The following is a 22,745-nucleotide window of genomic DNA, read 5'->3' as shown; positions in this document are numbered from 1 at the left end:
GCTCCTTGCGAAAGGCCTTGGAAGGTGTTCACAGCTCGCCCATCCGCCGGATCACCGGGGCCACGCGCTGCACCCCGTGCCGGTAGGCGCCGCGGGCCGCGCGGCGGACGATCTGCCGCACCGGGCCCGGCTCCTTGTCGTGGACGGGGGCGCCGGGCAACGGTGTGCCGTCGGGGCCGAGGTGGTGGCGGGCGAGGATGCCGGGGAGGTAGCCGGGGGCGGTGACGGGTGTGTAGTACGGGGTCAGCGGCGGCCGCTCGGGCGAGGCCAGCAGCTTGGCGATGCGCTCGCGCGCCCCGTCGAAGGCGTGCGCGTACGTACCGTCCGCTACGACGCCCTGCCGGGCCACCCACTCCTCGTCGGGCACCGGCCGGTGCCCTTCGTCGAGCTGGTCCCAGGAGGCGAGGCAGCCGGAGCCGACGAAGTGGTGGTTGCCCAGGACCTCGCGCACACCCAGATCAGTCAGCACCACCGTCGGGATGCCGCGGTGCAGCGACTCGAGCGCCGCCGTGGAGCTGATCGTGACCAGCAGGTCGGTCCGGTCGAGGACCTCGCCCATGTTGCCGTACACCAGACGGAAGTTGGCCGGCGGATCGAGCCGCTGGATCAGCTTCTGGTACGGCAACTCCTCGATGTGCGTGGTGTGTTCGCCGGGCCTGGAGCGCAGCTTGAGCAGCACCTCGCGCTCGGGGTGCAGCCGGGCGTGGCCCACGAGCCGCTCCAGCAGGTACACCCGGTCCCTGCGGTTGTCGGGCACGGAGGGCTGGACCGCGAACACCACGGTGCAGGGCCTGCGCCCTTGCTTCGCAGACGGGTCGTGTTCGCCTTCGTAGGCCGCGCCGCCCAGGAACGGCAGCGCCACCTCGGTCACGGAGGAGGAATCCGCGCCGACACCCTCGTACACGGCCCGGAAACGCTCGGCGTCCTGGCGGGAGTTGGCGAGGACCAGGTCGGCTCCGTGCCGCAGGAGCAGGCCGTCGGCGAGCTTCTCGTAGACGACGCCGACATAGCCGGTGACGACGACGGGCCGCTGGCCGCGCCCCTCCCAGACCCGCTTCAGGCCGTGCAGCATGGCCTGGACGCCGCCGCCGACCAGGGCCAGCACGACGATGTCGTACGACGTCTCGGCCATGGCGCGCAGGAACTCGACGGCGGTGACCTCCCGCAGGGAGTCCGCGCGCACACCGACCTCCTCGAGCTGGCGTGCGGTGGGTGTGGCCCGGCCGCGCAGCAGGAATCCGTCCAGCGCGAGGCCGACTTGCGCCCCGCCTCGCGGTCCGGCTTCCATGGACGGATCCGGAGCGATGCGGTCGGCGGTCAGAGCACCCCATTTCCAGCGGGTGTCGGAGTCCGCGAGGACGGCGATTCGAAGGGACTTCGTTGTACTTGGCGGCACGACGAAGACGCTAGGAAGCAATTTCTAGGTCCTGCCCAACCGCGAATCAACGAGAAGTTAACAAAAGCCCACCGAGAGCCGAACTGGCCCGCCGAAGACCGGGAAGTACACGGGATGCACCGTTCCGACACATCGAGTTCACCCACAGTCTCCCTGCCCGAAAGTTCCGCTGCCGGACCGCCTTCTAGCGTTTCTCGGGTGCCAAAGCTCTCCCTCATCGTGCCGTTCTACAACGTGCAGCAATACGCCCCGGACACCCTCCGAAGTCTTCGCATGAATGCGCGGCGAGATTTCGAGTTCGTGCTGGTGAACGACAAATCAAAGGACGAAACTCCGGCGATTCTCGACCGTGCGGCCGAGGAGCTCTCGGACGTCGCCCAGGTGCAGGTCCTCCACCACGAGACGAACGGAGGGCTCGCCACCGCGCGCAACACCGGCCTGGACGCGGCGCGCGGCGAGTACCTGACCTTCCTGGACGGCGACGACTGGCTCGCGCCGGGCTACCTCACGCAACTGGTCACCGCCATCGAGGAGTTGGGCTGTGACTTCGTCCGCACCGACCATGTGCAGACCGTCGCGCGCGCCCGCACCGTGCACCGGGTCCCGATCGGGCGGCGGGGCGAGGTGCTGAACCCGCGGGAGGAGATCCTGCCCGCCGACCGGTCGACCTCCGTCGACTACGCGTACGCGTGGGCCGGCGCCTACCACCGCCGCCTGCTGGACAAAGGCCTGCTGCACTTCACCGACGGGCTGCGCACGGCCGAGGACCGACCGTGGATCTGGAAGCTGCACCGCGAGGCCGAGTCGTTCGCCGTGGTGAGTCTGCTGGGCGTGTTCTACCGGCGCGGGGTGGCCTCCTCCCTCACCCAGATCGGCGACGCCCGCCAGCTCGACTTCATCCGCGCCTTCGACCAGGTCATCGAGGAGACCGCGGCGGACCGGGACTCCGACAAGCTGCTCCCCAAGGCGGTGCGCACCTACTGCGCGATCATCGCCCACCATCTCTCCGACGAGTCCAAGTGGGAGCCGTCCGTGGCCAAACAGCTGCGGGCGATGAGCGCGGCGGCCATACAGCGGATGCCGCAGGACGCGCTCGGTGACGTACTCGACACCATGGACCTGCGCCGCTCCGCCAAGCTGCGGCGGCTGCGGCGGCGGATCACCACAGCGAAGGCGGCCGCGTGATGTCCCCCCTTACCCCCCGCACCACGCAGATCTTCTGCGCCTCCACGCTGTACGGCGCCGTCACCCTGGCCGCCGCGATCGACTCCGACCTCTTCGAGGAGGCGGAGCGCCGGGTGCTGCTGGTGTTCAACAACACCACGACGCCGGAGACCTCACTGCCGCTGGACGCGATGCCGGGCTTCGCTCCCCTGCGCGACCACTTCGACGAGGTGCTCTCCTGGAACGAGGCCATCCGCCCCTTCCACCCGGGCTCCTGGGTCCCCCGCCCGGACGACATCCCCCTCTTCGAGCGCTATCTGCGGCTGCTGTGGGGCCTCGGCGAGGACCGTGTCGAACTGGTCCTGGAGTCCCTCCAGGTCGCCCCCGCCCTCACCGTCGCCCAGATCTTCACCGGCGCCCCGGTCGACGTCTACGCCGACGGCCTGATGAGTTACGGCCCCACCCGCAACAAGCTCGACCCGCTGGTCGGCACGCGCGTGCGGCGGCTGCTCCACCTGGACCTGATCACGGGCCTCACGCCGATGCTGCTGACCGAGTTCGGCGTACCGCCGGTCGTGGTGCCGACGTCCGCCTTCCTGAAGGCGATGGGCGAACTGACCGCCGTCGTTGAGGAGTTGCCTCCGCTGCCGGACAACGCGGCGCTGCTGCTCGGCCAGTACCTCTCCGCCCTGGACATCCTCTCCCCCGTCGAGGAGGAGGACCTGCACGTACGCATGCTGAAGGGCGCGGTCGCCAAGGGGCACCGCTCGATCGTCTTCAAGCCGCACCCCAGCGCGCCGGCCCGCTTCAGCCGCGTCCTGGAGGCCGAGGCCGAGAAACGCGGCGTGGACCTCACCGTCCTGGACACACCGGTGCTCGCCGAGGTGCTGTTCCAGAAGGCACGGCCCGCACTGGTCGTCGGCTGCTTCTCCACCGCGCTGTTCACGGCCTCCGCCCTCTACGACCTGTCGGCCGCCCGCATCGGCACCGAGCTGCTGCTGGAGCGGCTGACGCCGTACCAGAACAGCAACCGGGTCCCGGTGGTGCTGGCCGACGCGGTGCTGCCGGATCTGGAGGGGCGCGGGAGTGAGGACGCGATCCCGGCCGGGGATCTGAACGCCCTGGTCACCGCGGTCGGATTCACCATGCAGCCGCAGATCTATCCGAGCTTGCGACCGGCTGCGGAGGGGTACCTCTCGACGCACTTCAAGCCGCGCACCCAGCGCTACTTCAAGCGCAAGCGGCTCACCTCGCTGGGCCTGCCCGGCGGCATTCCCGAGCGGCTGGCCTTCCTGCCGCGCAGCTCCACCGCGCGCCGGGTGGTGCGGCGGGCCCGGGCGCTGAAGAAGGCTGTGAAGCGCTGAACGAACCGTGAGTGAACGCGGCGCACCTGGAACATGACGCCCGGGAAAAGGCCAGGTCACCCCGTCTGACCTGGCCCTACCATCGCCGGATGCGTATCCACCAGCTCGATGAAGCCAATGCCCGCATGCTGGCCCACGCACCATCCGTCAGGCCGGTCCCGACCAGCGACATCATCCGCGTCCACCGCAAGAAGCACCCGTACCGGGGCTACGCCGAGATCGACTCCCCGTACTGTCCGCCGTTCGTCATGTTCTGTGTGAACGACGACGCCGTCGCCCTCGACACCCTCTGGAACGGACGGTTCGGCTACGAGCCCGGCAGCCTCGCCACCTGGGCCCGGCTCGCCGCGAAGAGCACGACGATCGCCGATGTCGGCGCGCACGTCGGCTACTTCTCGATGATCGCCGCGCTCTCCGCTCCGCAGGCGACGGTGCACTCCTTCGAGCCGGTGGACCAGATCCACGCCCGGCTCTCGGTGAACGTCCGGTCGAACGGCGTCCAGAACGTCAGGCTCCACCAGGCCGGCGTGTCCAGTGCGGCGGGCTGGGCGGAGATCAGCGTCCGCTTCTCGGGAAACCTGCTGTCGACGGGCTCCACCCTGGAGCACTCCACCGACGACGCCCAACTCAAGCGCATTCGTCTGGTCTCCCTCGACGAGGTGTTCGCCGACACGAAACTGGACCTCATCAAGATCGACGTGGAGGGTCACGAGATGTCGGTCCTGCAAGGCGCCCGGCAGGTCCTGAAACGCGACCGGCCCTCCGTATTGCTGGAGGCACTCGCCGGCGCCCCGCTGGACCCGCTTCTCGCGGAATTCGACCCGCTCGGCTACGAATCCCATTGGATCGCCGAACTCGACGGTGAACTCGTTCCTTCCTCCGCGCCGCGGCCGCCCAGGACGCGGAATCTGTTGTTCCTCCCCCGCGACTGACGTCGGAACCCGAAATCGCGGAAGAAAGCCGAAGAGAAACAGGGAGGACGCCTTACCGACGCGGGTTGTTGGGCCGCGGTTCACAGGAGCTCCATAACTTCCCGCAACATGACCCAACAGGACATACGTCCGCCGTCCCCCGCTCCGGCTCCCGTCACGCTCGTCAGTGTGGAGCCGGAGCCGGAGCGCGGGCGGCCGTTGATCTCCTACGTCCTCCCCGTCTACAACGAGCGGGACGGCCTCACCGCCTTCCACACCGAGCTCACCGCGGCCCTCGCCAGCCGCCCCGAGCTGGACTTCGAGCTGGTGTACGTCAACGACGGCTCCACGGACGGGTCTTTGGAGCTGCTCAAGGGCCTCGCGGAGCGGGACGGACGGGTCCGGGTCGTCGACTTCGCGCGCAACTTCGGGCACCAGCTCGCCATCACCGCCGGGCTCGACCTCGCCCGGGGCGACGCGGTGATCGTGATGGACACCGACCTCCAGGACCCGCCGAAGGTCAGCCTGGAGCTGGTCGACGCCTGGCGTGAGGGGGCCGAGATCGTGCACGCGCGCCGGCGCTCCCGGCAGGACAGCGCGTTCAAGCGGGCCACCGCGCACCTGTACTACCGCGTCCTGCGCTCCTCCACCGACGTGGACATCCCTCTGGACACGGGGGACTTCCGGCTCCTGGACCGGCGGGTCGCCGACGAGCTGCGCAGGTACCGCGAGCGCAGCCGTTTCGTGCGCGGCATCGTCGCCTCGATGGGCTACCGGCAGACCGAGGTGGCCTTCGACCGCGACGAACGGTTCGCGGGCGAGACGAAGTACCCGCTGCGCAAGATGGCCCGGCTCGCGATCGACGGCGTGACCAGCTTCTCCACCGCCCCGCTGAAGATGATCACCCGGCTCGGCTTCGTGGTGCTCGCGCTGTCGCTGCTCGGCATCCTCTACGCGCTGGCCATGAAGTTCTTCCGGCCCGAGATCACCGTCTCCGGCTGGACGATGCTGATGTGCGTCGTGCTGTTCCTGGGCGGCACGCAGATGCTGTCGCTGGGCGTCATCGGCGCGTACATAGGGCGCATCTACAGCGAGGCACAGGGCCGGCCGCTGTATCTGGTGCGCGAGGTCGTCGGCGGTGACGGTGACCACTGACACCGCCCCCGCGCCCGCCCCGCCCCGGATCACCCGGCAACTCCTGCGCTACACCCTCATCGGCGGCAGCGGCGTCGCCGTCGACCTGGTCGTCTTCCTGCTGCTGCACAACCTCACAGGGGTGAACGAGCAGTTCGCCAACGCTCTGAGCACCACGCTCGGCATAGTCAACAACTTCGCCCTGAACGCCCGGTTCACCTTCGAGCGCCGCGACCGGCTCGTGGTCCGCTTCCTGCGTTTCTACGCCGTCGGGCTGACCGGGATCGCCCTGACGAACCTGCTGTTCCTCGCCTTCACCGACGGTCTGGGGATCGACGCCAACCTGGTCAAGGCGGGTTCACTGCCGCTGGTCCTGGCGCTCCAGTTCGTGCTCAACAGAAAGTGGAGCTTCGCATGAACCTCGGCATCATCGGCGCCGGCGCCACCGGCCTGACGGCCGCCTGGGACGCCGTACGCGCCGGCCACCAGGTCACCATCCTGGAGGCGGCGGACGAACTCGGCGGCCTGGCCGCCTCGTTGGAGGTCGGCGGGGTTCCCCTGGAGCGCTACTACCACCACATCTTCCGCAGCGACAAGGCGATGATCGCGCTCATCGAGGAGCTGGGGCTCGGGGACGCGCTGCGCTTCCACAGGCCGACCACCGGTATCTACCGGGGTGGCAGGCTGATCGACTTCACGACGCCCTTCGACATGGTGCGCTTCCCGGAGTTCGGCCCGGTCGACGCGGTGCGCTTCGCCGGCTCCTCGGCGGTGCTCAAGGCGGTTCGCAAGGGGGACCGCTACAACGACCTCACCGCGCTGGCCTGGCTGCGCAAGTGGGCCGGGAAGAAGGCCACCGCGGCCGTCTGGGAGCCCCTGCTGACCGGCAAGTTCGGCGACCGCGCCGAACAGGTGTCGATGGCCTGGCTGTGGGCCCGGATCCACTGCCGGACCTTCGAACTGGGCTATGTGGACGGCGGGTTCGAGCGGGTCTACGCGGCGCTGCGGGACGGCATCGAGGAGCGCGGCGGCAAGGTGGAGTTCGGCAAGGCGGCCGGGACGATACGGCAGGAGGGCGACCTGGTGTCGGTGCGCTGCGCGCACGGTTCCGCCTACGAGTTCGACCACCTGATCGTCACGACCCCGCAGCCGGCCTTCGCGAAGGCGGCGGGGCTGCCGGCCGACGACACGGTGTGGAAGAACCAGTACCTGGGCGCCACCTGCTTCGTCCTGGAACTGGACCGCAGTGCGATCCCGTACTACTGGCTCAACATCAACGAGCCCGACTTCCCCTTCCTCGCGGTCGTCGAACACACCAAGATGATCGACCCGGCTGTCTACGGCGGGCGGCACATCCTCTACGTCGGCAACTACGTGGAGCGCGAGGACTGGCGCTTCACCACCGAGCCGAGTGAGCTGCTCGACGCGTTCGTGCCGTATCTGAGGCGGATCAACCCGGCCTTCGAGAAGTCCTGGATCAAGGACTGGCACTTCTCGAAGGCCGGCTTCGCCCAGCCGGTGGTGACGCCGGCGTACCGCGCGCTGATCCCGGCCCATGAGACACCCATGAGCCGGGTCACGCTGGCCACGATGGCCCAGATCTACCCGCAGGACCGGGGTCAGAGCTACTCGGTGTCCATGGCCCGCGAGGTCGTCAGGACCCTGGGCCTCAGCGCCTGACGCACAGCACCAGCCTCGCGCCCTCCTCGCCGCGCGGGCAGTCGTACACGGCGGTGACCCGGCGCCACAGCTCCGGGTCCACGCGGCCCGGCTGGAACCAGGGCCGCTCCAGGACGGCGTACGGGGCCGGGTCGTGGTCGACGCAGTCGGCGTTCTCCTTGAACGACTTCAGCTCGGCCACGTCCGGCAGATAGCGGGTGCGCTGGAGGAACGTGGCGATCGGGTAGCGGCACCGGGCCGGGTGGCCGACGTCGTACGCCGTCTCGCCGAAGGCGAGGTACAGCACCGGGGCTCCGGCGGGCAGCTCGGCACGGATGCGGTCGGCGTCCTCGGCGGCCCGCCGCTGCGACTTCAGGTACTCGGCGCCGGTGACGGTGACCTTGCCGTACTGCACCAGGTGCGGGGAGCCGGGCCAGATGCTCGCGGTCAGCAGCACCACGCCGGACAGGGCGACCAGGACGGCCGACCGGTTCCGGAGCCGTTTCTCCAGCACCACGTCCAGCACGGCCGCGAGCAGCGCGACCAGCCCCGCCGCCCCCACCTCCCACGACCGCTGGGCTCCCCTGGGCAACTGCGCGTACACCACGGGCGCCACGCCGTACAGCAGCGATACGGCCCCGAAGCACCACGGCGGCGAGCGGCGCGCTCCCCCGACCGCGACGCCCCAGATCACGGCGGCGACGACCGGCATCTGGGCCCCGTGGTAGAGGAACCAGTTGCCCTGGACGACCACGACCGCCTGCGCGGCGAGGCCGATGAGCGCGGCGACCGCCAGGAGTTCGGCCCGCCGCAGGCTGCCCCGGACCCGGGTCAGGACCAGCAGCAGCGCGCCCGGCAGAAGCAGCAGGACCGGACTGGCCACCGCGCGGTCGGCGAGGAAGTCCAGGGAACGGTCGAGGATGAAGTGCGGCCGGATGCCGGTGCGGCTCAGTGCCGACTGGTTGATCTGCGGCATGTCCTCGGTCCACTGCCACTCATGGCTGCCGGCGAGCACGCTGATGCCGAACAGGGCCAGTGCGGCGGGTACACCGAGGACCGCGACGCGTACCGCCCGGCCCCGGTCGACCGCGTAGACGAGGAGCACGCCGATCGCGGCGGTCGCGGCGGTGGAGTACTTCATCATCACCGCGAGGCCGAACGGGAGCGCGGCGAGCAGCGCGGCCGGCCAGGGCCGCCGCAGGCCGAGCGCGGCGGCCGCCCCGAACACCGTGAGGACGACGGCCGCCCACTCCGGCTGGAGGAAGTCGTTGCGGGGCGCGAGCGCCAGGGCCAGTCCTGTGGCGCCGGCCGTCACGGCGGCCTCGCGGGCGCCCACGCGGCGAACCAGCGCCACGTACAGCGCGTAACCGGCGGCGATGGCCAGGAGGACCCCGGCCACGTTCATCGTCGCCTCGCGCACCGCCGTGCTCCCGAAGAAGGCGAGCCGGTCCAGGAGCGCGACGAACCACCGGTAGAAGTAGGGGCGGTGGGTGAAGACCTCCGACGGCGAGTAGCCGACCGCGCGGCCGGTGCGCAGGGCGGCGAGGACGTAGTGGAGGTCGCCCGTCAGGCCGCGGGTGAGGGCCGTGTAGACCACGACCACCGCGGACGGCACGGCGGCCGCCGCCCACCACTGGGGTGAGCGGCGGCCGGTGGCACGGGGCCGGGCGACGGTGGCGCCGCCGGCCAGGGTGCTCGTCACGGTCAGCCGCCCAGGATGACCCGGAGGTCGGCCGCGTTCGCCTCGGTGACCTTCCACAGCTCCTGCTGGCGGCCGTGGACGTCGGCGACCGTCCTGTCGTGGTCGGCGAGCAGCTCCGTCGAGCGCTCCACCAGGCGGGCGGCGAGGTGGCGGTCGTGGACCGAGACGCCCCACTCGGGCCGCTCGATGTCCCGCAGGAAGTACGCCATCTTCGGGTGCGAGATCAGGCTGATGATCGGGGTGCCGACGCCGAAGGGGATCATTCCCGCGTGGCCGCGCATGCCGATGACCAGCCTGGTGCGGGCGTAGAGGTCGAGGATCTCCTTGTTCTCGAAGTCGTACATCGGGATGACCGGCATCGAGATGCCGTGCTCGCGACGCAGGTCGAAGACGATCTTCTCGTCGTCGAGGGAGTGCGCCACGCACTGCACCTCGGCCAGCTTGCCCAGGTCCCGTACGGCCTGGGCCATCTGGGCCAGGAAATAGCCGTAGTCGTGGCCGAAGCGCAGGCCCGCGCGGTCGTAGGCGGCGTTGATGAGGATCGTGTCGTCGCGCTTGGCCGGGTCCTGCCAGCCGGGCACCAGCTGTCGGGCGACGGTCGTCGGACAGGGCTGGAAGCGGATCTTGTCGTGCAGATGGGCCGGGACCATGGCCCTGACCTTCTCGATCGAGCCGTGGTTGCGCAGACCGAAGAAGGAGGACTGCTCGACGAGCAGGCGCAGCGAGTCCCGGAAGCGGTTGGCGCGGTAGGACTGGCCGTCGAAGGCGTTGAAGCCGACGGCGAAGACCGCGATGGGGACGTCGATGCGCTTGAGCAGCTCGTCCGGGACGTTCCACTGCCATGCGCTGTTGCCGTTGGGCATGGTGTCCGGGATGAACAGTCCGCCGCCGCCGATGACCAGGCCTCGGCGGCGGTTGACGCGCTGCAGGGCGGCCTCGTCGAAGAGACGGTGGGCGTGCACGGAGTGCCAGCGGCGGGAGGTGGTGTCCGGTCCGAAGGCGGAGCGGACGCTCTCCGGGAGGAGCTTGTCACCGGCGTTGCCCTGGCGGTCCATGTAGAAGGCGACATGGGACAACTGGTCCTCGGGGGCGCCCAGTTCCTGTGCCGGTACGGCGGCCGCGCGCTGCGCCCACAGACGGCTTGGGCGGTGCGTCGGGTCGACGGACATGCCGGCCGTGGCGTACTTCAGGGCCTCGGTCTGGTCGCCGTGCACCCAGGCCATCTGGGCGAGGCGGGCGTAGGCGGTGGCGGCCCGGTTGGGGGCGGCGGTGGCCAGCAGGAGCTGTGTCTTCGCCTCCTCGTAGCGGGAGACGCTCATCAGGGCGTGGCCGAGGACCTCGTGCGGCCAGGCCTCGTCGAGGGGGATGCGGACGCTCGAGAGGATGTCGACGGCGTCCTGGTAGTCACCGGAGGCGATGTGCGCGGCGGCCACTTTGCGGGCGGCCTCGACGTCCCCGGTGCGTGCCACGTGCGGGGTGCCGTAGTGCACGATCAGGTCGTGGTGCAGCGCGCCGGCGGACTCCAGGTACGCGGAGTGGAAGTCGGCGTCGGACAGCTCGAACTCGCGCCAGCGGTCCTCGGCCAGGCTGTAGCCGCTCTCACCGCCCTGCCAGGGCTTGTGGCGGCCGGTGAAGTGCAGGATCGCAGTGTCGTCGGGGACGGGCAGGTCGCCCGAGAGGCGCCGCTTGACGAAGTTGTAGCGCGCGTCGAGGCGCACGAAGTCGCCGTCCAGGACGGCGTTGAGGATGCCCTGGTCGTGCTTGTCGAGCTCGTAGTCGCCGGAGCGGCCGCACTTGTCGAGCCGGGCGCAGAACGCGTCGCTCAGGTACTCGCGCTGGATGACCAGCAGACCGGAGTTGAGCTTGTGCTGCCCGTAGAAGAACTGCGGGACGGCCGCCAGCCCCTCGCGCAGCCGGAGGAGTTCGCTCAGGTCGCCGAGGACGACCATGTCGGTGTCGAGCGTGATGACGGTGTCGTACTCGCGGATCCTGAAGACGTCCAGGATGAAGTACGCCTTGCGGACCAGGTAGTTGTCCTGGTCGCCCTTCTTGTACGAGTCGTAGTGGTCGGCGTCGACCCGCTTGAGGACGATCCGCGGGTGCAGTGCGCGGATCCGGGCGATCGAGCCGGGGCGCAGGTCGTCGTAGAGGACGACGAAGTCCTCGCACACGCCGGGGTTCGACAGGGCGAGACTGCGCAGCAGGACGAGGAAGCCGGGCAGGTAGTTCTCGTCGACGAAGCTGGCGAAGGCGATCCTGCGCTTGCCGGTGAGGGCGTGGGCGTCGGTCACCGGGGCCAGGGGGGCGGCGGTCCCGGTAAGGGAGTTGATGGTCATCGCAGGGATATCCTCATGTCGGTCGCGCTCTGGGCCCGCTCCATGACCCATGCCTTCTCGCTGGTGTACTCGTGCACGGAGGTGATGGCGAGCTTCATCGCTTCCTGGACGCGGTAGGGGCCGCTCTCGTAGAAGTCGAAGCCGATCAGGTCGAGCTTCGGGCTGACGTCGAGGAAGTCCAGCAGGTAGAGCATGTTGAAGCCGGTGGTCGGGATGCCGGACCAGACGTCGGTGGAGACCTTGCCGATGTTGCGCACGGGCCAGCGCAGCGACTCGTCGCCGAGGTAGGTCTGGGCGCCGGGCACCAGGCGGTTGCGCAGCGAGTACTTCCAGTCGCCGGAGACCCCGCCGAAGACGAGCCGGGTGGTGACGTGCTGGTCCCAGTTGAAGCCGTGCTTGTGGATCGTGGCGTGGATGTCGGTCCTGCTGCCGGTGTGCTTCGGGTCGATCCGGTACGAGTTGAAGCGGACGACGAGGTCGTACGCGTCGATCTCGGCGCCCATCGAACTGGCGCCCACCCGACCGGAGTTGGCGATCAGGCAGATCGACTTTCCGGCGATCTGGTTGCGGAACTCGCCCAGGGTGATCCACTGCACGCCGCCCACGGTCGGGTCGGTGACCGGACCGCGCATGCGGTTGCGGCGCTGCTCGGCGTAGAGCGCCACGGCCTGGGTGAGCGCGGCGAGGTCGGTGTCCTCGGCGGAGCGCAGGTCGAGGTACTGGCTGAGCAGTTCCTGGCGTTCCTGCACGGGGGCGCTCTCGTCGGTCAGCGAGAGGAGCGCTCCCACGAGCCGGGGCTCGGCCTCGGCCCAGTCGCCGACGGCATGCGCGGCGAGGCCCTCGGCCCACACGTCGGTGGCAGGGCGGGCGGCGAACGCGCGGGCTCCGGGGACCTGGCGCTTCAGGAGGTCGAGGAGCGCGCGCTCCTTCTCCCCCGCGATGCGCAGGCCCGCGATCCGGGCGCGGACGCCGAAACCGTCGTCGTCGGTGAGGGCGAGATAGCGCTCGTAGGCCTCCAGGGCCTCGGCCTCCTCACCGAGCGCCTCCAGGAGCCGGGCGCGCAGCCGCCAGCCGGCGCGGGAGTTCTTGCGCTGGGCGAGGACGGTGTCGCTGATGATCAGGGCGAGGTTCAGCTCGTCGTCGTAACCGCACTCCAGGGCCTTGTTGGCGACGGCGAGCAAGGCGTCGAGCAGTTCGGCGGGGATGCCGGCGGTGGGGCTCGGGGCGCCCTTGACGGCCCGCTTGAGCAGGGCCGTCGCACCGGACGGGGCGGGCGTCGCGGGGGCCGCGGTGGCGGTCGTCCCCCACACGACAAGCAGCTTGCGCAGCTGTTCGCCGAGTTCGACGCGGCGCCGGTCGACACTGCCGACGACCTTGCCGCTGTGCGCCGCGCAGGCGCGCAGGCACTCGTCCAGCTCCCCTCCACGCGCGCGTGCACGCCTCTTCTGGACCGTCGTCATGGCACTCCTGTTGTTTTCTTGCCAAAGCAAAGACAAGTTCACGGGTTTACTGCGACGTGGGGGGATTCTGGGCGAACTTAGAAAGCCAAAACGACATACAGGTGAACTCACCGGGACCAGGCGGCCAATGGTTGGCCCGATGAGTAAGACATCGCCGTGATTCGGACTAACGTGCTGGGGCGCATCCAAAGGAGTGCCATAGGCTCCGCAGAGCTTGCGAAGGGGATTTCCGTGACCAGCATGACCGTCCGGCCGGCGGCCGACCTGCCCCGGCGGCCGGAAGGGCCGCAACCGGTAGGGCCGCCGCCCGCACCACGCCCCCGTGAGACCCGGCTGCGGGCCCTGGACGGACTGCGGCTGGTGGCCGCGCTCATGGTGGCGGCGTACCACTACGGCGGCCGGGGCGGCGAGATCACCAAGGCCTGGGGAAGTTCCGCACAACAGCAGTTCCCCACGCTGCACACGTATTTCTCCTACGGCTGCCTCGGCGTCCAGGTCTTTTTCGTGATCAGCGGATTCGTGATCTGCATGAGCGGCTGGGGGCGGACCCTGAAGTCGTTCTTCGCCTCCCGCGCCTCCCGGCTCCTGCCCGCGTACTGGTTCGCCGTTCTGCTGGTCACCGCGGTGTTCGCGCTGCCGGTGGTCGCCTACGAGGCGCTGTCGCCCAGCGATGTCCTGGTGAACCTGACCATGCTTCAGCAGCCGCTGGGCGTGGACCGGGTGCTCGGGGTGTGCTGGACGCTGTGGGCGGAGGTCCGCTTCTACGCGCTGTTCGCGCTGTGCGTGGTCCTGCCCGGGGCCTCCCGGCGCCGGGTGATCATGTTCTGCGCGGGCTGGACGCTGGCGGCGGCGATCACACAGGCCGCGCACCAGCCGCTGCTCGACGTGGTGTTCATGCCCGAGTACGCCCCCTTCTTCATCGGCGGTGTCGGCCTCTACCTCGTCCACCGCGACCGGCGGGACGTGTACGCGTGGGGCATCGTCGCGGTCAGCTTCCTGATCGGGCAGCACTACGCGGTCCGTTCGCTGTGGAACGCGTCCGACCCGAACGCCTTCGCCCACCGCACCACGCTGGGCATCGTGCTGGTGGTGGCCTTCGGCTTCCTCGCCGTCGCGGCCATCGCGCTGGGCTGGCTGAGCTGGGCGAACTGGCGCTGGCTGACGGTGGCCGGGGCGCTGACGTACCCCTTCTACCTGGTGCACGAGCACCTGGGCTGGGTGGTCGTGCACGAGCTGCACGTCCGCCTCGGCGTGCCCGCGGCCGGGACCTTCGCGCTGACGATCGCGGGGATGCTGCTGCTGGCCTGGCTGATGAACCGCTACGTCGAGAAACCACTGACCCCACGCCTGCGCTCGGCGCTGGCCCGCCGGCTCTGACATCTGTTCACCGGACGTTCAACGGGCCGCCAGTTGGGCCGGACGTGGGCGAGCAAGCATGTCTCATGGTCGACTCACAGCAGACTCCCGCGCTCCCCGGTGAACTGAAGGACGTCCCGGGCTGGTTCCCGCCGCTCGACCAGCTGCTGTTCACCTGGTTCCTGGAGAAACAGCAGCTCGCCGGAGATCTCCTCGAACTCGGCGTCTACATGGGCAAGAGCGCGATCCTGCTCGGGCACCATCTGCGCCCGGGCGAGGCGTTCACCGTCTGCGACCTGTTCGGCGGCGAGGCCCCCGACGGCGCGAACCGCGCGGAGACCTCCAAGTCGTACGCCTCCCTCACCCGCGAGACCTTCGAGCGCAACTACCTCTCCTTCCACGACACCCTGCCGAGGGTGATCGAGGCCCCCACCTCGGTCATCTCCGGCGAGGTGAAGGCGGGCACCTGCCGCTTCGTCCACATCGACGCCTCGCATCTGTACGAGCATGTGCGCGACGACATCGGCGCGGCGCGCGAGATCCTGCTGCCGGACGGGCTGGTCGTCCTGGACGACTTCCGCTCCGAGCACACCCCCGGTGTCTCCGTCGCCGTGTGGGAGGCCGTGCTGAACCGCGGGCTGCGGCCGATCTGCCTCAGCACGCAGAAGCTGTACGGCACATGGGGGGACCCCGAGCCGGTGCAGGAGGAGTTGCTGGCCATGCTCCGGGAGCGCGCGGACGTCGGGCTGAGCGTGCAGGAGGCGGCCGGTCACCGTCTGGTGCGGGCGCGGGCGCAGAAGATGCAGGCGCCGCCGTTCCCTCGCTCCCGGCACTATGTCGCGCCGGCGGCCGCGCCCGTCCCCACTCCGAAGCCACGCCGGTCTCCGGCCCGGCGGATCGCCGTGGACCTGTTGCCGCCCGTGGTCACGCGCGCGGTGCGGAAGGTGCGGGCCCGGTAGGCCGGTACTGCTTCTCGATTCCCGCCAGCACCAGGGCCAGCCCCTCCTCGTAATGCCGCTCGAAGTCCTGGAAGATCTCCGCGCCCGCCGCCGCCGACAACGGGAAGCCGGCCATCAGGCGGGCGCGTTCCGCCACGTCGAAGCCTTCGCGGCGCTCGCCGGGCAGTGGCTCCACGCCCTGCTCCTCGGTGACGAATCCGAGGGTGTAGAGGTACGACGTCGACGTGGCCCGGACCGCCTGGGCGAGGGTGAAGCCGGCGGCCGTGAAGAGGCGGAGGGTCTCCTCCATCTGCTCGACGTGGACCAGGCCCGTGAAGCGTGAGCCGCTGTAGACCTTGGCGCCGTCGCGGTAGCCGAGCAGGGCGGTGCGCAGTCCGCGGTTGGACTTGAGGAGTCGCTCCCGCCAGGTGTCGGAGGGGTCGAGTGCGGTCCCGGCGACCATCCGGCGGAACATCTCCGTCGCCATTTCGTCGAGCAGCGCCTGCTTGTCCTTGAAGTGCCAGTACAGGGCGGGGGCCTTGACGTCGAGTTCCTTGGCGATGGCCCGCAGGGTGAGGCCGTCGAGGCCCACCTCGTTCAGGAGCTTCAGGGCGGTGTCGGCGACCCGGGCGCGGTCCAGGGGCGGGCGTTTCTCCGTACTCACGCTTGACAGCTTAACAGCGTTAAGGGCACTCTCGACGTCAGCGGCACTTAACAGCGTTAAGGAGATGGGTATGAACACGGACGTACTGGTCGTCGGCGCCGGCCCCACGGGGCTCGCCCTCGGCATCGACCTCGCCCGGCGGGGCGTGGACGCGCTGGTCGTGGAGAAGGCGGACCGGCTGTTCCCGGGCTCACGCGGCAAGGGCCTCCAGCCGCGCACACTGGAGGTCTTCGACGACCTCGGCGTGCTCGACGCGATCCTCGCGGTCGGCGGGACCTACCCGGTCGGCATGGTCTGGCAGGACGGTGAGCGGGTCGGCGAGCACCGGATGTTCGACCCGGCTGAGGCGACGGAGGACTCGCCGTACAACGCGCCCTGGATGGTGCCGCAGTGGCGCACCCAGGAAGTGCTGTTCGCACGGCTGGAGGAGCTGGGCGGGCGGGTGTCCTTCGGCCGGGAGGTCGTGGGGGTCGAGCAGGACGCGGACGGGGTGACCGTGCGCTTCGCGGCGGGAGAGGACGTCCGCGCCCGGTACGTGGTCGCCGCCGACGGCGGGCGCTCCGTCGTCCGCCGGACGCTCGGCATCGGCATGACCGGCGAGACGGTCGACCCGAACCCGCTCCTCGTCGCGGACGTCCGCATCACCGGGCTTGACCGGGACAACTGGCACGTCTTCCCGCCGCGCGGCGAGAGCGGCTACCTCGCGATCTGCCCGCTCGCCGGCACCGAGGACTTCCAGGTCGTGGCCCAGTTCCCGGAGGGCACGGCGGTGGACCTGTCCCTCGACGCCGTCCGCGCGGTCGTCGCGGCCCGCTCCCACCTGGCCGCCGAGTCGGTGACCGAGGTCCGCTGGGCCTCCGACTTCCGGCCCCGCGCGGCCCTCGCGGACAGCTTCCGCTGCGGCCGGATCTTCCTCGCCGGTGACGCGGCCCACGTCCACTCCCCCGCGGGCGGCCAGGGCCTGAACACGAGCGTCCAGGACGCGTACAACCTGGGCTGGAAGCTGGGCGCGGTGCTGCGGGGCGGTGCCCCGGCCGCCCTCCTGGACACCTACGAGGAGGAACGCCGGCCCATCGCCGCGCACATGCTCGGCATCTCGACGGGCGTGCACCGGGGCGAGGTCCGCCGCGGCGAGGCGACCCGCCAACTGGGCCTCGGATACCGGGACTCGTCCCTGACAAAAGAGACGCGCACGGCTCCGAGCGGGCTGCGCGCGGGCGATCGCGCCCCCGACGGCAAGCTGGGCGACGTCCGCCTCTTCGACGTGTTCCGGGGCCCGCACTGGACGCTGGTGGCGGTGGGCGTGGAGGCACCGGAGCTGCCGGAGTCCGTGCGTGTCGTCACCGGCGAGGAGCAGCCGTCGTACGGGAAGGGACTGTTCCTGGTGCGTCCGGACGGCTATGTGGGCTGGGCGGGCGAGGACGCCTCGACGCTGGTGAGTTATGCCGGCCGCAGGGTCACGCGCTAGCGAACGACAACTTCACCGCGAACCCGAGGAACAGCGCCCCCGCCGCCGAAGTCGCCCCCGCCGACAACCGCCGCCGGCGCCGGAAGGCATCCGCCAGCCTCGTCCCGCCGAAGATCAGCGCGGTGAGGTACAGGAAGCTGGCCAGCTGGGCGAAGGCTCCCAGGACGACGAACGAGATCGCCGGATACGCGTAGCCCGGATCCACGAACTGCACGAAGAAGGCGACGAAGAACAGGATCGCCTTGGGGTTGAACAGACTGATCACGAGGGCCCTGCGGTACGGCCGTTCGTCACCGGCCCCGGCGACGGGAGCCTCCTCGGCGGCCTGCTCCCGCCGGGTCCGCCACATCCCCCACGCGGCCCGCAGCATGCCCACCGCGAGCCAGGTCAGATATCCGGCCCCCGCGTACTTCACGATCCCGAACAGCACGGCGTTGGCCTGGAGCAGCGAGGCGACCCCGGCCGCGGACAGGGTCATCAGCACGGCGTCCCCGCACCAGACGCCCGCCGCCGCCGTGTACCCGGCCCGCACGCCCCGCCGCGCGGCGACGGAGACGACGTACAGCGAGTTGGGCCCGGGCAGCAGGATGATCAGGATGAGGCCCACCAGATAGGTGGGAAGGTCTATGACTCCGAACATGGGATCGAGTGTCGCACTCAGAACGCGTCGGACGGGACATGGGTGCCCCACACCTCGCGCAGCGCGTTGCACACCTCGCCCACCGTCGCGCGGGCCTTGAGCGCGTCCTTCATCGGGTAGAGGACGTTGTCCTCGCCCTCGGCGGCCTTCTTCAGGGCGGCGAGGGCCGAGTCCACCGCGGACCGGTCGCGCTCGGCACGGAGCCGGGCCAGCCGCTCCGCCTGCTGGGCCTCGATGGCGGGGTCGACGCGAAGGGGCTCGTACGGCTCCTCCTCATCGAGCCGGAAGCGGTTGACACCCACGACCACCCGTTCGCCGGCGTCGGTCTCCTGGGCGATGCGGTAGGCGTTGTGCTCGATCTCGTTCTTCTGGAAGCCGTGCTCGATGGCGGCGACCGCGCCGCCGAGGTCCTCGACCTTCCGCATCAGGTCCAGAGCGGCCGTCTCGAGGTCGTCCGTCATCTTCTCGATCACGTACGAGCCCGCGAACGGGTCGACCGTCGCCGTCACGTCGGTCTCGTAGGCCAGCACCTGCTGGGTGCGCAGGGCCAGGCGGGCGGACTTGTCGGTCGGGAGGGCGATGGCCTCGTCGTAGGAGTTGGTGTGCAGGGACTGGGTGCCGCCGAGGACGGCGGCGAGGCCCTGGACGGCCACCCGGACCAGGTTGACCTCCGGCTGCTGGGCCGTCAGCTGGACGCCGGCCGTCTGCGTGTGGAAGCGGAGCATCAGCGACTTCGGGTTCCTCGCGCCGAACTCGTCCCGCATCACCCTCGCCCAGATGCGCCTGGCCGCACGGAACTTGGCGACCTCCTCCAGGATCGTCGTCCGCGCGACGAAGAAGAACGACAGGCGGGGGGCGAAGTCGTCGACGTCCATGCCGGCCGCGACCGCCGTGCGCACGTACTCGATGCCGTCCGCCAGCGTGAACGCGATCTCCTGCGCGGGCGAGGCACCCGCCTCCGCCATGTGGTAGCCGGAGATCGAGATCGTGTTCCACCGGGGGATCTCGGCCTGGCAGTACTTGAAGATGTCGGCGATCAGGCGCAGCGAGGGCTTCGGCGGGAAGATGTACGTGCCGCGCGCGATGTACTCCTTCAGCACGTCGTTCTGGATCGTGCCGGTGAGCCGGTCCGAGCCGACCCCCTGCTCCTCGGCGACCAGTTGGTACAGCAGCAGCAGGAGGGCCGCCGGGGCGTTGATCGTCATCGACGTGGACACCTGGTCCAGCGGGATACCGCCGAACAGCACCCGCATGTCGTCGATCGAGTCGATCGCCACACCGACCTTGCCGACCTCGCCGTGCGCGATCGGGGCGTCGGAGTCGTGGCCCATCTGGGTGGGCAGGTCGAACGCCACCGACAGACCCGTCGTGCCGTGCGCGATCAGCTGCCGGTAGCGGGCGTTGGACTCCGTCGCCGTGCCGAAACCGGCGTACTGGCGCATCGTCCAGGGGCGGCCCGTGTACATCGACGGGTACACGCCCCGCGTGAAGGGGTACCCGCCCGGCTCACCGAGCTTCTCCTCGGGGCTCCAGCCCTGAAGGGTCTCGGGACCGTAGACGGGTTCGATGGGCAGTCCGGACTCCGACTCACGCGTCATGCCCACCACCGTATTGCGGTCTCGGGCGAAGCGCCGCCGGGTCGTTCGCAACCGGCCGTCCGGGGGGAGACATCTCAGGGGATGCCGGTGAGACGACAGGGGGTCCGGATGCGTACTACGGGCATGGGGAGATCGTTCGCCGCACTGCTGGTCCTGGCGATGGCCTGCGGCTGTACGGTGCAGACGGCCGACGGGGACGGCGACGGAAAGCGGCATCTGCCGGTCCGCATCGAGGTCCCGAAGCGCAGTACGCCACCGGCGGACGACGACCCGAAGCCGAGTGCGACACCGTCCGCTCCGGCCACCGCTCCGGCCGCCGCGCCCGCCGCCGTGCTGTGGTCGCGCGGCGACTCCGGGCGGGACGTGCGGGAGTTGCAGGCCCGGCTACGGCAGGTCGCCTGGCTCTACGACGGGCCGACGGGGTCGTACGACGATCTCACCGAACGCGCGGTCAAGGGGTTCCAGGGCAAGCGCGGGCTGCCGAGGACCGGGAAGACCGACACGGTCACCTGGAAGCGGCTGAAGGACATGACGCACGAGCCGGGCAAGTGGGAGCTGTATCTGATGGGCGGGCAGCCGGCCGACGCCCCGGACGCGCGCTGCATGACCGGGCGGGTGCTGTGCATCAGCAAGACGAGCCGGACCCTGCGCTGGATGATCGACGGCCGGACGGTGACGACCGTGCCGGTCCGCTTCGGCTCGGTGGGCACACCGACCCGTGAGGGCGTGTTCAGCGTCTACTGGAAGTCACGGCACCATGTGTCGACGCTCTACGACTCCCCGATGCCGTACGCCATGTTCTTCAGCGGCGGCCAGGCGGTGCACTACTCGGCCGACTTCGCGGCCCACGGATACGCGGGTGGCTCGCACGGCTGCATCAACGTGCGGGACGAGGCGGCGATCGCCGACCTGTTCGCCCAGGTACGGAACGGCGACAAGGTCGTCGTCCACTGGTGAGTTCCGCGAGGTGATTCAGGGGCGCGGACGGGACCGGGGGAACGTGTCCCGCCCGCGCCAGGTGCACGAGCCGTAGGTACGGGGGGAACCCCGGCTCTGTGCGACGGCCGATGACCAGTCGGCTCACTCAGTACTGCGCCACAGCGGCCGAAAACGTCACACCCACCGCGACCGACATCATGGTGGGTGGGAAAAGTGCAGGTCAGCGATGCGGGAAGCGGTCAGATCGCGCTGTACGACGGGCTCGGCCGCGGGGTCGGTGACATCGTTGCCCCCGGCGAGGTGAGCGGGGCGCCGGAGGTGCCGCCGTCGGGGGCGTGGTGGTTCTTGCGAGGGGACGTGAACTGGCCGTCGCCGTGGCCGTCCTCGTTCCCCTGGCCGTCCTCGTTCCCGTGGCCGTCCTCGTTCCCGTGGCCGTTCCGGTCGCCGTGGCCGTTCCGGTCGCCGTGGCCGCTCTTGTCGTTGTCCTCGTTGTTGCCGGTGTCCTCGGCCTTGCCGTCGCCCTTGCGGTCGTCAGGGGCCGACTTGGCGTCGCCCCGGGTGCCGGCGCCGGACAGGACACCCCTGCAGTACTTCCACACCCGCGAGCTGCCGCCCGCCGCGTTCTCCAGGGAACGCTTGCGGGTCGGGTCGAGGTTCTTGCCGTCGCGCAGGTCCCGGCAGGCCGAGGCGGATCCGTTCCAGTCCCTGCGGGGTCGTACACCCATGCCTTCGGAGCCCGTGTCGGGCGCCGCGCCGGTGTCACCGCGGGCCGTGTCCCGGGAGCCTGCCCCGCTGGAAGGGGGGTTCTCGGGCGAGGGCACGACCTGAGGGGCCGAGGGCGAGACGAACGGGCGGTCCGGGGTGGCGGCGGCCGACACCGACGCGGCGGGTTCCGGTTCGCCGTCCCCGACGTGCGGCAGGACTCCGATTCCGGCCGCGACGGCCACTCCGCCGACCATGCTCGCGGCCAGGACGGCGGCCAGTCCGAGGTGCGCCGGGCGCCTCCGACGGGGACGGCCGGCTCCCGCGTCCGGGGCACCGATCCGCACGAGACCGGCGTCGGTGCGGCCGGCTCCGGGCCGGTTCCGGCCCCGGGCCGCCGGGCTCACCCAGTCGTCCGCACGGTCCGTGCGCGCCTTGCGGAACGCGGCCAGCGCGGCCTCCTCGCCGGGAAGTCCGCCGCTGGTCGGCGCGGGTTCCACGGTCAGTGCCTCCAGCGTTTTCGCCAGGCGTTCGGCGTGGTCGCGGTCGGCCGCGTCGACGGCTTCCAGTGGCTCGCCGCGCAGCAACCGCTCCGCTGTCTCGAGGTCCAGCCACCCGTAGCTCTCGTCGGCCATCACATGTCCTTCTGCGTCCGCGGACGCATATGCGTCACACTCGCGGACGTCACCGCACTGTCCTGCGGTTCTCGCTGGGGCGGCAGGGCATCGAGCGCGCCGGCCGATTCCGGATCCCCGCCGAGGAGCTCGGCGAGTCGTTTCAGACCTCGGTGCGCGGCCGTGCGTACCGCGCCGGGACGCTTGCCGAGGGTCTGGGCGGCGGTCTTGGCATCCAGGCCGACCACCACGCGCAGCACCACTGCCTCGGCCTGGTCCTGGGGCAGCCGGGCGATGAGCGAGAGGGTGGTGCCGGTGGCCAGCGCCTCGATGGCCTCGCCCGCGGTGTCCGACTCGGCGGGCTTGCCCGTCAGTTCGGTCTCGTCGCCGCCGATGGCGGGCCGGCGGCCGCGCATCCGGATGTGGTCGAGGGCGCGGTTGCGGGCTATCCGTGCGGCCCAGCCGCGGAAGCGGTCCGCGTCCCCGTCGAACCGGTCCAGGTCACGGGCTATCTGGAGCCAGGCCTCGGAGGCCACGTCCTCGGCGTCCGGGTCACCGACCAGCGTCCGGACGTATCCGAGCAGCCGCGGGTGCACCGCGCGGTACACAGTCCGGAACGCGGTCTCGTCCCCGTCCTGTGCCGCAAGCACCGCGGCAGTCAACTCCGCGTCGTCCCCCAGCACCCGTGAATCCTCAATAC

Annotated in this window: 19 protein-coding genes; 10 read left to right on the top strand and 9 right to left on the bottom strand. The window is 70.4% G+C overall.

Annotation, left to right across the window (positions count from 1 at the left end; translation table 11 throughout):
* Positions 1 to 28 precede the first annotated feature (28 nt).
* Positions 29 to 1,396: a DUF6716 putative glycosyltransferase gene (locus QF027_RS30470; RefSeq protein ID WP_307078292.1), complete on the bottom strand. Its 1,368-nt coding sequence runs from the start codon at positions 1,394 to 1,396 to the stop codon at positions 29 to 31.
* Between the two features lie 198 nt (positions 1,397 to 1,594).
* Between QF027_RS30470 and QF027_RS30465 the strand changes: the two genes are divergently transcribed.
* The 6 genes from QF027_RS30465 (at position 1,595) to QF027_RS30440 (ending at position 7,649) form a co-directional block, all read left to right on the top strand.
* Positions 1,595 to 2,581, top strand: coding sequence for a glycosyltransferase family 2 protein (locus QF027_RS30465; protein ID WP_307078288.1), 987 nt, complete (start codon positions 1,595 to 1,597; stop codon positions 2,579 to 2,581).
* Positions 2,581 to 3,924, top strand: coding sequence for an alpha-2,8-polysialyltransferase family protein (locus QF027_RS30460; RefSeq protein WP_307078286.1), 1,344 nt, complete (start codon positions 2,581 to 2,583; stop codon positions 3,922 to 3,924). Before QF027_RS30465 ends, QF027_RS30460 begins: the two co-directional genes overlap by 1 nt.
* Positions 3,925 to 4,013: 89 nt before the next feature.
* Positions 4,014 to 4,856, top strand: coding sequence for an FkbM family methyltransferase (locus tag QF027_RS30455; protein WP_306977148.1), 843 nt, complete (start codon positions 4,014 to 4,016; stop codon positions 4,854 to 4,856).
* Between the two features lie 108 nt (positions 4,857 to 4,964).
* On the top strand, positions 4,965 to 5,990 hold the full coding sequence (locus QF027_RS30450) for a glycosyltransferase family 2 protein (protein ID WP_307078284.1): 1,026 nt from the start codon (positions 4,965 to 4,967) through the stop codon (positions 5,988 to 5,990).
* A complete protein-coding gene (locus QF027_RS30445; RefSeq protein ID WP_307078282.1) occupies positions 5,974 to 6,387 on the top strand; it encodes a GtrA family protein in 414 nt (137 codons plus the stop codon). The genes QF027_RS30450 and QF027_RS30445 overlap by 17 nt, the downstream gene beginning before the upstream one ends.
* Positions 6,384 to 7,649, top strand: a complete 1,266-nt coding sequence (locus QF027_RS30440) for an NAD(P)/FAD-dependent oxidoreductase (protein ID WP_307078281.1) — start codon at positions 6,384 to 6,386, stop codon at positions 7,647 to 7,649. The genes QF027_RS30445 and QF027_RS30440 overlap by 4 nt, the downstream gene beginning before the upstream one ends.
* Here QF027_RS30440 and QF027_RS30435 read toward each other — a convergent pair.
* The 3 genes from QF027_RS30435 to QF027_RS30425 are packed head-to-tail and all read right to left on the bottom strand — an operon-like array spanning position 7,639 to position 13,126.
* Positions 7,639 to 9,330: a hypothetical protein gene (locus tag QF027_RS30435; RefSeq protein WP_307078279.1), complete on the bottom strand. Its 1,692-nt coding sequence runs from the start codon at positions 9,328 to 9,330 to the stop codon at positions 7,639 to 7,641. The two genes, QF027_RS30440 and QF027_RS30435, sit on opposite strands and share 11 nt — an antisense overlap.
* Positions 9,331 to 9,332: 2 nt before the next feature.
* Complete coding sequence (locus tag QF027_RS30430; RefSeq protein ID WP_307078278.1) at positions 9,333 to 11,666, bottom strand: glycosyltransferase; 2,334 nt, start codon at positions 11,664 to 11,666, stop codon at positions 9,333 to 9,335.
* Positions 11,663 to 13,126 carry a glycosyltransferase family 29 protein gene (locus tag QF027_RS30425; RefSeq protein WP_307078276.1) on the bottom strand — a complete coding sequence of 488 codons (1,464 nt, stop codon included), beginning with the start codon at positions 13,124 to 13,126 and terminating at the stop codon, positions 11,663 to 11,665. The genes QF027_RS30430 and QF027_RS30425 overlap by 4 nt, the downstream gene beginning before the upstream one ends.
* 240 nt (positions 13,127 to 13,366) lie before the next feature.
* Here QF027_RS30425 and QF027_RS30420 point away from each other — a divergent pair, with 240 nt between their 5' ends.
* Complete coding sequence (locus QF027_RS30420; protein WP_306986566.1) at positions 13,367 to 14,503, top strand: acyltransferase family protein; 1,137 nt, start codon at positions 13,367 to 13,369, stop codon at positions 14,501 to 14,503.
* A 65-nt stretch (positions 14,504 to 14,568) separates the two neighbouring features.
* Positions 14,569 to 15,441 (top strand): class I SAM-dependent methyltransferase, encoded by an 873-nt coding sequence (locus tag QF027_RS30415; protein ID WP_307078274.1) that lies wholly within the window; start codon positions 14,569 to 14,571, stop codon positions 15,439 to 15,441.
* Here QF027_RS30415 and QF027_RS30410 read toward each other — a convergent pair.
* Complete coding sequence (locus tag QF027_RS30410) at positions 15,407 to 16,084, bottom strand: TetR/AcrR family transcriptional regulator (protein WP_306977164.1); 678 nt, start codon at positions 16,082 to 16,084, stop codon at positions 15,407 to 15,409. The two genes, QF027_RS30415 and QF027_RS30410, sit on opposite strands and share 35 nt — an antisense overlap.
* A 70-nt stretch (positions 16,085 to 16,154) precedes the next feature.
* Between QF027_RS30410 and QF027_RS30405 the strand changes: the two genes are divergently transcribed.
* The gene (locus QF027_RS30405; protein ID WP_307078272.1) at positions 16,155 to 17,552 is read left to right on the top strand and encodes an FAD-dependent oxidoreductase; all 1,398 of its coding nucleotides are present in this window, start codon (positions 16,155 to 16,157) and stop codon (positions 17,550 to 17,552) included.
* Here the strand turns inward: QF027_RS30405 and leuE are convergent.
* Together leuE and QF027_RS30395 are read right to left on the bottom strand one after the other, a co-directional pair.
* On the bottom strand, positions 17,542 to 18,192 hold the full coding sequence (gene leuE / locus QF027_RS30400) for a leucine efflux protein LeuE (protein ID WP_307078269.1): 651 nt from the start codon (positions 18,190 to 18,192) through the stop codon (positions 17,542 to 17,544). The genes QF027_RS30405 and leuE overlap by 11 nt on opposite strands.
* 17 nt (positions 18,193 to 18,209) lie before the next feature.
* A complete protein-coding gene (locus QF027_RS30395; protein ID WP_307078267.1) occupies positions 18,210 to 19,790 on the bottom strand; it encodes an acyl-CoA mutase large subunit family protein in 1,581 nt (526 codons plus the stop codon).
* A 123-nt stretch (positions 19,791 to 19,913) separates the two neighbouring features.
* Between QF027_RS30395 and QF027_RS30390 the strand changes: the two genes are divergently transcribed.
* The gene (locus QF027_RS30390) at positions 19,914 to 20,747 is read left to right on the top strand and encodes a L,D-transpeptidase family protein (protein ID WP_307078265.1); all 834 of its coding nucleotides are present in this window, start codon (positions 19,914 to 19,916) and stop codon (positions 20,745 to 20,747) included.
* Between the two features lie 221 nt (positions 20,748 to 20,968).
* Here QF027_RS30390 and QF027_RS30385 read toward each other — a convergent pair whose 3' ends face one another.
* Both QF027_RS30385 and QF027_RS30380 read right to left on the bottom strand, forming a co-directional pair.
* Complete coding sequence (locus tag QF027_RS30385; protein WP_307078264.1) at positions 20,969 to 22,066, bottom strand: hypothetical protein; 1,098 nt, start codon at positions 22,064 to 22,066, stop codon at positions 20,969 to 20,971.
* Positions 22,066 to 22,728, bottom strand: coding sequence for an RNA polymerase sigma factor (locus QF027_RS30380; RefSeq protein ID WP_306977176.1), 663 nt, complete (start codon positions 22,726 to 22,728; stop codon positions 22,066 to 22,068). The genes QF027_RS30385 and QF027_RS30380 overlap by 1 nt, the downstream gene beginning before the upstream one ends.
* Positions 22,729 to 22,745: the final 17 nt, after the last annotated feature.

The organism is Streptomyces canus (assembly GCF_030816965.1).
GTDB classification, from domain to species: Bacteria; Actinomycetota; Actinomycetes; order Streptomycetales; family Streptomycetaceae; genus Streptomyces; species Streptomyces canus_E.
This window is presented reverse-complemented; position numbering and strand designations above follow the sequence as displayed.

Excerpts from the sequence above, each read along its gene's own strand:
- QF027_RS30460 (WP_307078286.1), top strand. The coding sequence starts at position 2,581 with ATGTCCCCCCTTACCCCCCGCACCACGCAGATCTTCTGCGCCTCCACG.
- QF027_RS30455 (WP_306977148.1), top strand. The coding sequence starts at position 4,014 with ATGCGTATCCACCAGCTCGATGAAGCCAATGCCCGCATGCTGGCCCAC.
- QF027_RS30450 (WP_307078284.1), top strand. The coding sequence starts at position 4,965 with ATGACCCAACAGGACATACGTCCGCCGTCCCCCGCTCCGGCTCCCGTC.
- QF027_RS30440 (WP_307078281.1), top strand. The coding sequence starts at position 6,384 with ATGAACCTCGGCATCATCGGCGCCGGCGCCACCGGCCTGACGGCCGCC.
- QF027_RS30430 (WP_307078278.1), bottom strand. The coding sequence starts at position 11,666 with ATGACCATCAACTCCCTTACCGGGACCGCCGCCCCCCTGGCCCCGGTG.
- QF027_RS30425 (WP_307078276.1), bottom strand. The coding sequence starts at position 13,126 with ATGACGACGGTCCAGAAGAGGCGTGCACGCGCGCGTGGAGGGGAGCTG.
- QF027_RS30420 (WP_306986566.1), top strand. The coding sequence starts at position 13,367 with ATGACCGTCCGGCCGGCGGCCGACCTGCCCCGGCGGCCGGAAGGGCCG.
- QF027_RS30415 (WP_307078274.1), top strand. The coding sequence starts at position 14,569 with ATGGTCGACTCACAGCAGACTCCCGCGCTCCCCGGTGAACTGAAGGAC.
- QF027_RS30405 (WP_307078272.1), top strand. The coding sequence starts at position 16,155 with ATGAACACGGACGTACTGGTCGTCGGCGCCGGCCCCACGGGGCTCGCC.
- leuE (WP_307078269.1), bottom strand. The coding sequence starts at position 18,192 with ATGTTCGGAGTCATAGACCTTCCCACCTATCTGGTGGGCCTCATCCTG.
- QF027_RS30395 (WP_307078267.1), bottom strand. The coding sequence starts at position 19,790 with ATGACGCGTGAGTCGGAGTCCGGACTGCCCATCGAACCCGTCTACGGT.
- QF027_RS30390 (WP_307078265.1), top strand. The coding sequence starts at position 19,914 with ATGGGGAGATCGTTCGCCGCACTGCTGGTCCTGGCGATGGCCTGCGGC.
- QF027_RS30385 (WP_307078264.1), bottom strand. The coding sequence starts at position 22,066 with ATGGCCGACGAGAGCTACGGGTGGCTGGACCTCGAGACAGCGGAGCGG.